At 56.9% G+C, this 8,887-nt stretch carries 11 protein-coding genes, 1 tRNA gene, 1 pseudogene and 1 riboswitch; of the genes and pseudogenes, 10 read left to right on the forward strand and 3 right to left on the reverse strand.

The genetic code is table 11. The annotated features are described in order from the left end of the window. Positions 1–71: 71 nt before the first annotated feature. Together OKC30_RS18165 and OKC30_RS18170 are read left to right on the forward strand one after the other, a co-directional pair. A pseudogene (locus tag OKC30_RS18165) lies at positions 72–206 on the forward strand (putative quorum-sensing-regulated virulence factor); the annotation flags it as partial. Next, positions 203–766 (forward strand): cob(I)yrinic acid a,c-diamide adenosyltransferase, encoded by a 564-nt coding sequence (locus OKC30_RS18170; protein WP_160839251.1) that lies wholly within the window; start codon positions 203–205, stop codon positions 764–766. The pseudogene OKC30_RS18165 and the gene OKC30_RS18170, both read left to right, overlap by 4 nt. Positions 767–845: 79 nt before the next feature. On the opposite strand, the gene OKC30_RS18175 is transcribed toward OKC30_RS18170, so the two are convergent. Further along, complete coding sequence (locus OKC30_RS18175) at positions 846–1,244, reverse strand: H-NS family histone-like protein (protein ID WP_041215041.1); 399 nt, start codon at positions 1,242–1,244, stop codon at positions 846–848. A gap of 317 nt (positions 1,245–1,561) precedes the next feature. Then, positions 1,562–1,733, forward strand: a riboswitch (Lysine riboswitch). Positions 1,734–1,820: 87 nt separating this feature from the next. Between OKC30_RS18175 and OKC30_RS18180 the strand changes: the two genes are divergently transcribed. Both OKC30_RS18180 and OKC30_RS18185 read left to right on the forward strand, forming a co-directional pair. After that, on the forward strand, positions 1,821–3,401 hold the full coding sequence (locus OKC30_RS18180; RefSeq protein ID WP_041211545.1) for a Na+/H+ antiporter NhaC family protein: 1,581 nt from the start codon (positions 1,821–1,823) through the stop codon (positions 3,399–3,401). A gap of 85 nt (positions 3,402–3,486) precedes the next feature. Beyond that, positions 3,487–4,068, forward strand: coding sequence for a thymidine kinase (locus OKC30_RS18185; RefSeq protein WP_010674989.1), 582 nt, complete (start codon positions 3,487–3,489; stop codon positions 4,066–4,068). Positions 4,069–4,138: 70 nt separating this feature from the next. On the opposite strand, the gene OKC30_RS18190 is transcribed toward OKC30_RS18185, so the two are convergent. Further along, the gene (locus OKC30_RS18190; RefSeq protein ID WP_160839249.1) at positions 4,139–5,476 is read right to left on the reverse strand and encodes a flavohemoglobin expression-modulating QEGLA motif protein; all 1,338 of its coding nucleotides are present in this window, start codon (positions 5,474–5,476) and stop codon (positions 4,139–4,141) included. Between the two features lie 155 nt (positions 5,477–5,631). Here OKC30_RS18190 and OKC30_RS18195 point away from each other — a divergent pair, with 155 nt between their 5' ends. From OKC30_RS18195 to OKC30_RS18205, 3 genes are all read left to right on the forward strand, one after another. Beyond that, on the forward strand, positions 5,632–6,087 hold the full coding sequence (locus OKC30_RS18195) for a YbjN domain-containing protein (protein WP_160839247.1): 456 nt from the start codon (positions 5,632–5,634) through the stop codon (positions 6,085–6,087). Positions 6,088–6,335: 248 nt separating this feature from the next. Further along, positions 6,336–6,423 (forward strand) — tRNA-Ser (locus OKC30_RS18200). Between the two features lie 83 nt (positions 6,424–6,506). Beyond that, positions 6,507–7,058: a hypothetical protein gene (locus tag OKC30_RS18205; protein WP_160839244.1), complete on the forward strand. Its 552-nt coding sequence runs from the start codon at positions 6,507–6,509 to the stop codon at positions 7,056–7,058. Between the two features lie 386 nt (positions 7,059–7,444). Here OKC30_RS18205 and OKC30_RS18210 read toward each other — a convergent pair whose 3' ends face one another. Further along, positions 7,445–7,702 carry a hypothetical protein gene (locus OKC30_RS18210; protein ID WP_236303301.1) on the reverse strand — a complete coding sequence of 86 codons (258 nt, stop codon included), beginning with the start codon at positions 7,700–7,702 and terminating at the stop codon, positions 7,445–7,447. 76 nt (positions 7,703–7,778) lie between these two features. Here OKC30_RS18210 and OKC30_RS18215 point away from each other — a divergent pair, with 76 nt between their 5' ends. Genes OKC30_RS18215 through OKC30_RS18225 form a run of 3 tightly spaced genes read left to right on the forward strand, consistent with a single transcriptional unit; the run spans position 7,779 to position 8,735 of the window. Beyond that, the gene (locus OKC30_RS18215; RefSeq protein WP_160839242.1) at positions 7,779–8,024 is read left to right on the forward strand and encodes a hypothetical protein; all 246 of its coding nucleotides are present in this window, start codon (positions 7,779–7,781) and stop codon (positions 8,022–8,024) included. A gap of 58 nt (positions 8,025–8,082) precedes the next feature. Continuing rightward, entirely contained in the window at positions 8,083–8,433 is a 351-nt protein-coding gene (locus OKC30_RS18220) for a type II toxin-antitoxin system RelE/ParE family toxin (RefSeq protein ID WP_024943279.1), read from the forward strand. After that, entirely contained in the window at positions 8,433–8,735 is a 303-nt protein-coding gene (locus OKC30_RS18225; protein ID WP_042648333.1) for a helix-turn-helix domain-containing protein, read from the forward strand. The genes OKC30_RS18220 and OKC30_RS18225 overlap by 1 nt, the downstream gene beginning before the upstream one ends. The last annotated feature ends 152 nt before the right edge of the window (positions 8,736–8,887 follow it).

The following is an 8,887-nucleotide window of genomic DNA, read 5'->3' on the forward strand; positions in this document are numbered from 1 at the left end:
AAGCAAGCTGGGATGACAATTATCGGGCACAACTATTCTTTGGTTAAATAACCAACAAAGTATGCTCCCGCCCTGATCTGGTATGGATGGCGCGAAGCGGTTTTCCGGCCGGTACCCTGGGCCAGTCTCTGGCACTGGCCTACGAGATAAAGCTCAATGGACTCGAGTCCATGATTATTCCCATTATTAACAGGATGTCAGAATGAGAATATATACAAGGCAAGGGGACAAGGGGCTCACGCGACTGGCCGATGGGACTTCCCTGGCCAAAGACGATAAACGTGTCGAGACCTATGGCGCCATCGACGAGCTGAATTCCCAAATAGGCTTGTTGATGGCTGAAATACCCGTCGGGGAGAGTACACTCCTGGCCGATCTCATATTGTTGCAGCAGGAGCTGTTTGATCTGGGCGGGGAGCTGGCATTTTCCAGTGAATCGCAAACGGATGCGCTGTGGCAGGTGAACGAGGCTTGGACGAACAGGCTCGAGCAACAGATCGATGCCTACAGTGCCGGGTTGCCGGTGCTGCGCAATTTTATTTTGCCGAGCGGTTCGCGGGCGGCGGCCCAGGCACATGTGGTGCGTACTCTGACCCGTCGCTGCGAGCGCCTGCTGCTTGGATTGAGCCGCGTAGAGCGGGTGAATCCGGCCGTTTTACCCTATATCAACCGGCTGAGCGACTGGTTTTTCACCATCGCCCGATACTTGCTGGTATCGTCAGGCACCCCGGAGATCCTCTGGGTCAAGGCGGCTGACAGAGGCTGACAACCGCTCGAAGCGGCAATAAAAAAACCTCGCCTTGCGAGGTTTTTTTATTGCTGTGGAAAGGGGCCTGATATTGCAGTCAGATGGCAAAGGCTTCCACGGATTTGCCTTCGGCAACGGCCTTGGCAATGACCGAGGGCATGCGGCCCTGACCGGTCCAGGTTTTTTCCACGCCATTGTCAAGATAACGATATTTGGCGGGGCGTGGTGCACGTTTGCTGACCTTGGTATTCTCGGGCACCACGGTGTTGACCAATTCGGCGGGATCGATCCCTGCGGCCTTCAGCATTTCGGCATATTCGGCAATTTTCTTTTGATGTTCTTCACGGGCCTGGCGTTCGGCGGATTCATCTTGCCGACGTTCATCGACGATGGCGGAGAGCTTTTCCAAGCCTTCTTCCAGTTGTTCCAGCGTCAAATCGCGGCAAGCTGCACGCAGGCTACGGATATTCAACAGCACTTTCAGAAATTCGTTCATATTGGCTACCACGCGAGCAAAATATTAAGGGAAGAACTGGTTTTTCGATAATTTATAGGGGTGATTGGTACCAAGTCAAGCCTGCCAAAATAATTAATTAGGCTGATAAATTAAGTCTTGAAATAGATATGAAGGATATTTTTATACGTTTGACGGGCCAAGATCTTCGAATGGGCTCGTGTCAGATGAAAATATCGCCAGCGGAGTCTTTGATGAACCATTTGACTATCTTTGAAGATGTGGGTGCCTCAGAAACCTTGAAATTTAATCAAAAAACTTGCTATCACCCGGCGGCTCGATAAAATGTGCCGCGAATACCTTTAAGTAGAGGCGCGCTGCCTATGAGTAACCGAGCGGAGGGTGATGCCTGCGATGCTCGATGAAAGGAGTTGGCGCCGAAGTGACCAGGCCATCATACCGGGTTGCTGGTTCTGCATCTAATAGGTGCAGGACTGCCATAGTCATCCACTATGGAGCGCTACCTGAAGGGGCTGAGGAGTATACCCTCCCCATGGGTTTTGTTTCTTTGATCCTCTCGGTAGATCTCCACCTGTTGTCTTTAGGTGCAAAGAGATCATGGACATCGTTCATTACGCCGACTCCGGTTGGTCCGTCGTTCCCCCCCTGCTGGCCGTTGCGCTGGCGATCATCACCCGCCGCGTCCTGGTGTCGCTGGGGGTGGGCATAGTCGCAGGCAGCCTGCTGCTCAACCAGTTTTCTCCCCTTGCGTCCCTGCATTACATGCTCGATACCGTGCTCAGGATCTTCTGGGTCGACGGTGCGCTCAATCGTGACAACGTCAACATGATCCTCTTCATGTTGCTGCTGGGCGGCCTCATCAGCCTGATGAGCGTCTCCGGTGCGACCCGGGCGTTTGCCGAGTGGGCGGAGCGCCGCGCCAAGACCCGCAAGGGTGCCAAGTCCCTGACCGGTCTGATGGTGTTTGCCTTTTTCATCGACGACTTCTTCCACAGTCTGTCGGTGGGTGCCATCTGCCGTCCGGTGACCGATCGCTTCCAGATCTCCCGCGCCAAGCTGGCTTATCTGCTGGACTCCACCGCCGCGCCGGTCTGCGTGCTGATGCCGATCTCCTCCTGGGGGGCCTACATCATCGCCCTCGTCGGCGGCATCATGGCGGCTCATGGCCTGACCGATCAGAGCCCCATCTCCGCCTTCGTCGAAATGATCCCCATGAACCTCTATGCAGTGTTCACCCTGATCATGGTGCTGGTGGTGATCGCCTTCCAGCTCGACATAGGCCCCATGCGTCAGCATGAGCAGTGGGCATTGGAAGGCAAGCTGTGGGACGAGTCCAAGGGGCGCCCCATCGGGCTCGACATGGAGAGCCCGGAGGAGAGCAATGGCGGCATGATTGACATGGTGCTGCCCATCCTGACCCTGACCCTGGCCACCGTCTATTTCATGATTGACTCCGGGGCTGCGGTGCTGGCCGACAAGGGGCTGCCGTTCAGCGTGCTCGGCTCCTTCGAGAACACCAATGTCGGCTCCTCCCTGGTCTATGGCGCCCTGTGCAGCCTGGTGGTCTCCATCGGTCTGGCCATGCGCCTCAAGCTCGGGGCAAGCAACTGGATGAAGGCGGCTCCGCAGGGGATCATGGCCATGCTGCCCGCCATCAACATCCTGCTGTTCGCCTGGACCATCGGCGCCGTGGTGCGCGATGTGGAGACCGGTAAATACCTGGCCTCCCTGGCCAATGGCAATCTGCCGGTGGAAGTGCTGCCCGCCGTGGTCTTCGTGCTCTCCTGCGCCATGGCGTTTGCCACCGGCACCAGCTGGGGTACCTTCGGCATCATGCTGCCGCTCGCCGGCGACATGGCGGCCGCCAGCGACATCAGTCTGATGCTGCCCATGCTGGCCGCCGTACTGGCAGGGTCTGTGTTCGGGGATCACAGCTCCCCCATCTCCAGCACCAGCATCCTGTCTGCCACCGGGGCCGGTTGCCATCACATCGATCACGTGATGACCCAGCTGCCCTATGCCTTGGCCATCGCCTTTGGCGCGGCGCTCGGCTACCTGGTGATGGGGCTGATGCACTCCGCGCTGGCCGGTTTCACCGTGAGCGGGCTCTGGTTCCTGATCTTCTCCGGTTACCATTTGCGCAAAGCCCGGGCGTATAGCGCCGTGGCAGTCGCATAAGAGAACAAGGGGCCTGCGGGCCCCTTGGTTTTGGCAGGGGCTTTGGTTAGCATGCGCCCCATCACTCCCGTTTCGGAACCCCATCATGGCTTCACTGCACTACAAATTTGCCACCATGAACTCAGGCAAATCGACCCAGCTCATCCAGGCCCACTTCAACTATCTGGAGCGTGGTATGTATCCGCTGGCCATGACGCCCGCCATCGACGATCGCTTCGGTGCCGGCGTCATCAGTGCCAGGGTCGGTCTTGAGCTGAAAGTGGAGGTGTTCAGCGACAGCTGCGATCTCTTCGAGATGGTCAAGGCGCGCCACGCAAAGCGGCACATCGATGTCTTCATCGTTGACGAGGCGCAGTTCCTGACCCGTGAGCAGGTCTACCAGCTCGCCCGCATCGTCGACGAGCAGGACATTCCGGTGATCGCCTATGGTCTCAAGACCGATTTTCGCGGCGAACTGTTTCCCGGCTCCTACCACCTGCTCTGTCTGGCGGACAAGTTCGAGGAGTTAAAAAGCATCTGCTGGTGCGGCAACAAGGCCCACATGAACTCGCGGGTCAACGAGGCGGGGCAGGTGATGCGCGACGGTGAGCAGGTGGAGATCGGCGGCAACGATCGCTATGTGTCGCTCTGCCGCAAGCACTATCTGGAAGGACGGGCCTTCAAGTAACCCGTGGCTGGCTCGTGCAGCCTGGACACCAAAGAGGGCGCCCATCTGGCGCCCTCTTTGTCTGTGGGGGTCAGTCGATCTCGATGTCGACAGGGGCGATGATGGGGTCGGCCGCCGGGAGGCGGTGGAAGAGCTGGCGAAAATGCTGCTGTACCCGGCCTATGTCCACCAGGGACATGCCGGAGGCGAAGCCGAACCAGACGTAGAGCCCGGTGAGGTCGCGAAACATGGGAGGGAGGTAGCGGGGGGCGTCGATGAGCCCCTCCAGATAGTGCTGATAGAGCACGGGGATGTCGTCCAGGGTCACCTTGCCGACGAACAGCATGGGCAGGATCTCCGGCACCCCCTCCAGCACGGCGCTGCGAATGAAGTTCACCGTCTCCACATAGCCCTTCACATAGGAGAGATCCTTGGTAAAGCAGGCGCCCCCCTCGACCATGCCTCCGCGAAACACCCGCTGGGTGATCTTGTAGGCGTCGTGCTCGCTGGCCCCCTTGGCCACGAAGTGGCGGAACACCTCGATGAAATCGGCGCCACGCTCCGCCATGTCGATGGCCATGACCCGATCCGAGATGCGCTTGGCCCTGTCCGGGAAGGAGCTGAACGTGAGGGTCTCGATGAGTACTGCCAACCCCTCCTGACAGGCGGTGATGCGGGGCGAGCCGGCGCCGAGCCAGGTGGCGTAAGATTGCTGGCGGCCGTTGAGGGTGGTGCCGACGTGAACCCAGCCTTCGTGTACCTCCAGCACCTGCAGATCGAGCTCCGAGAAACGGGCGTGGGAGTTGAGCTTGATGTAATCCCCCCCGGCGGCGGCATCGGAGACGATGCCATCGCTGAGCTTGACCTGGACTGTGCCGTCGCTGAAGTAGCTCGACAGCTTGCCCTGCAGCCTCGCCACCGCGGCTTCCCCCTCGAACTCCTTGGGGTAGGGGCGCACCAGGTGGCGGGCGCCGGGCAGGGAGAAGATGTCGCACAATCTGGCCCCCAGCTCCTTCAGGGTCTTGCGATCCCCGCGCAGGTGATCGCTTGCCGAGCCGTAGAGCCGCTGACTGTAGCGCTGAAAGTCCGGCTGTCCGCGCTGGCGCAGCATCTCGATGACCACCATGTACTGATCCACCGTCTCTTGCAGGATCCGGCCGAGATCGTCCTGGGGGCCGAGGCGCCGGCGAATCCTGTCCCTCAGCTCCTTGAGCTCAAGGTACTTGTTGCGGGGATCGAACCCCAGGGGGAGGGATTCATAGAAGTGCCTGTCGATGGTGGGCAGTGCCTTGCCGCCACTTGCCAGAAAGTCGCTTTGCAGGTGACGGGGCCATTTGATGGCATCCAGGATGCGGATGGGTTTTTGCAGGGCGAGCAGTTCATCCGAGAGGGATTTGAGGTGCAGGCGATACTTTTCTTGGATGGTCATCGGGCTCTTTGGAGGCGAGTGCGCTACGAGAATGGCTGAGTATAGGCACAGGGCCTGTCAAAAAGAAGCGAGACGACGGGGATCCGGCCTGTGTGCTTTTGGTTGTCTGAAAATTGGTTTAGACTGCGCCCCTTGATCTCTACCGTGTCGTGAAAATGATGAATATCCCCAGCTCTGAAATGATAATGCGTTGGTTGCAACAGGCCCGGATCGAGCACTATGTGTGCGATCAGTGTCATGGCATCCACATGGTCTCCCTGCAGTCCGTCGAGGGCATCCAGGAGAGCCGGATCTTCGTGGAAGAGGAAGGGCTGCTGTTCTCATCCGAGCTGGAAGTGCGCCCCTCATCGCTGCTGCCCCTGGTGGCCGAACTGGGTCGTCTCAACATGCAATATCCGTCCCTCAAGGTGTTCCTCGACATCATCGATGACAACCTGCCACGCCTCGTTGTGGGTCACACCGTCTTTACCAAGGCGGGTCTCACCGTCGAGCAGTTCCTGCTGTTCGTTGAAAGCACCACGGCAGCCACCCATGAAGTGGTTTCCGAATGTGAACGCCTTGGCTTCCTCAATCTGCCGGAAATCCAGGTTGCACCGGAATCCGTTCACTGACCTCAGCACCTGAACTGTGCGTTTAATGTGCGAACGGTTCGCTGCGGCTAAAAAGCCGTTGACGGCGGCGGGGCTTTCCCCTAAATTACGCCCCGTTCCAGCGCAACGGCGCAGCGGACACCGTGTTGGCTGAACACGTTAAACAACAGACAAAAATTTGGTGTGGTATCCGAGAGGCTGCCCACCGACGAAGTCGGCAAGATGCACGCACAGCGCGCTCCGAAAGCCACTTCAAGCAGTAAAAATTTGGTGAGGTGTCCGAGTGGCTGAAGGAGCACGCCTGGAAAGTGTGTATACGGCAACGTATCGAGGGTTCGAATCCCTCCCTCACCGCCAAATATAACCCGTTGAATTTCAACGGGTTTTTTCATTTCTAGACTTACGTGATTTTTTTCCTGGATCAACTGGGTGGAACAATCATGTATCTGAGTAAAAATGCCTCCGGCACCTACTACACTCGGCTTCCCTTGCCCAAGAATTTGCGTGACCGAGGCTTGCCGTTTGCTATCCGCACTTCCCTCCTTACCAAAGAACGTCAAGTTGCCGTAGACCGTAATCTGGTGCTGGCGGCGCGTGTCCGCACCCTCATTGCGGCGACACCTGCCGATGCCACGACCCATAGTTTTCATGCCTGGATCAGAGCTGAGATCGATGCATTCAAAGCGGCGGGCTTTACCGTACCGCAATATCATGCTCTTTCTGTTGCGCTTTCGTCCGTTCCCCAGACCATCAAGCAACCCGTCGATACCTCTCCACCTACTACAGGGGTCCCCCTCAGACAGGCGCTGACGAAGTTTATTGAGAGTAAGGCCAGTGAGGGGATCCAGCATAAATCCGTCGGACAACTCCAACTGCGGGTTCAGGCGTTCGTCACTTGGGCCAAGGGGCACATGGTCGATGAGATAACGCCTGCCCTAGGGAAGGTGCGAATAAGTCATATGGCACGAGAGCATTTACTGGTAACCCATTGATATTAAATGACTAAAATTTTCATTTTTTGTTCGTGGGATACTTGTTCGCACTTTCCATAGTTCCGACGGAGCAGGTCGTAGATGTGATCTGTGATGTGTGTGGTGACAGCACGACAAAGACAATGGCACAGGAATACGGCACATTGTCAGCCCACTGGGGGTATGGCTCGGTACGGCACGATGGCGAGAGATACGAAGTGCATCTCTGTGAAGATTGTTTCTTTGAGACGCTCGCGTCTTTGCGTCAAAGCCATCGCTCGCAGAATATGTTTGAGGACGATTATGTGCCAGCCGACCCTGATCGTTTTGGTCGGGTGGAATGACGGATAAACAGTCAGGTGCTCGTAGTGGCGTCGTGAGCTGGGCCACTACAAAGCACCAGCCCGCTATGAAATTTGCAAATCTGCATTCTTGAGCTTAAAGACACAGCCTTGCCGGATCAGCTCCTCCCGGTTGGCGAGCACCAGTGGGTAGAGCAGGGGATTATTAGCATGTTCCCCGTTGTAGCTCACCTGCATCCGCTCCAGGGCGTAATGCATCAAGGGGACGCGCTGTTCTATCAGCAACTTGCCGTCGGTCATCGCATAGTCGCTGGCGATAATGGCCTGCTGTTCATCACCCAGACAGGGATTGCTGCCTGTCATCCTGCAAGGCGGCTTGTTTTGCAGGGCGTTATCTCCCATCCTGCGCCGCATTATCCCTTGCCTCGTAATCTCCCCTATGGAAACCATTACCCATCCCACCCTGGTACAACTGGTGGCGGCCGGTGCCGTCCGTGTCGTGGTCGCTGTCGGACAACCAGGCGGCTGGAGCCTGCTGGTGTGCTACGGTCTGGCCGCCCAGCGCAGCAAACAACTAAGAGTTTTTCGCAAGCTCGATACCTTGGTGCTCTACCTGCAGCAGATCGGGGTCAGCCGGTTCGAGGTTGATGCCAGTAGCTTCATGCTTGCACTACGACAGCGGTAACTTGTTACCTACGTCGAGACCCTCTATAATATAAACCAAAGGTTATATTTGGTGCGCTATGTGGACAGTAAAAACGACCTCTCTATTCGATGTCTGGTTTGATGAACAAGACGAGGCCACGCAGGAGAAGGTTTTGGCTGGGTTGCTTGCCTTGGCACAGGGCGGTCCATCAGTAGGGCGACCCTTAGTTGATACCATCAAGGGGTCTCGCTTTACGAACCTCAAAGAGCTGAGAGTTCAGCACCAGGGGGATCCGCTACGAGCGTTCTTTGCTTTTGATCCGTTGCGGCAAGCTATCGTGTTGTGTGCTGGAAATAAGGGCGGTAACGATAAGCGGTTTTACAAAGAGATGTTGCCGGTCGCTGAGGCGGAATACGCCAAGCACTTAACTGAGTTGGAGGTAGGGTAATGGGAAGAACACTGAATGAGATGCTGGCCTCCCGCTCGGTGGATAGTCAGCAGCGGATCCAGGAGATGGCTAACGAGCTGCTGCTGGAGGTACGCTTGCAAGCGCTGCGTGAAGAGTTGGAAGTGTCCCAGGTGGAGTTGGCCTCTGTCCTCGGGATCAGCCAACCGGCCGTTGTGGCGATGGAGCAGCGTGGGAATGATATCAAGCTATCCACCATGAAGCGTTACGTGGAAGCAATGGGTGGGAAGCTGCGTGTTGATGTTGAGCTTCCTACAGGGAGGCATGTCGGTTTCAACGTCTAAAGGAAGGCAAAAAAGCGCTTGCTTTTGAACGTCGACTCGCTGAATCACTACCAAGATCAGACGAGTTATTAGTGTTAAGGAAGGTGCGAATAAGCGGGGAAATTCTTCTCGGCTGACTCAGTCATTTCATTTTTTCAGTTTGAGCCGATCTT

Source organism: Aeromonas sp. QDB18, assembly GCF_027705325.1.
In the GTDB taxonomy this organism is placed as follows: Bacteria; Pseudomonadota; Gammaproteobacteria; order Enterobacterales; family Aeromonadaceae; genus Aeromonas; species Aeromonas caviae.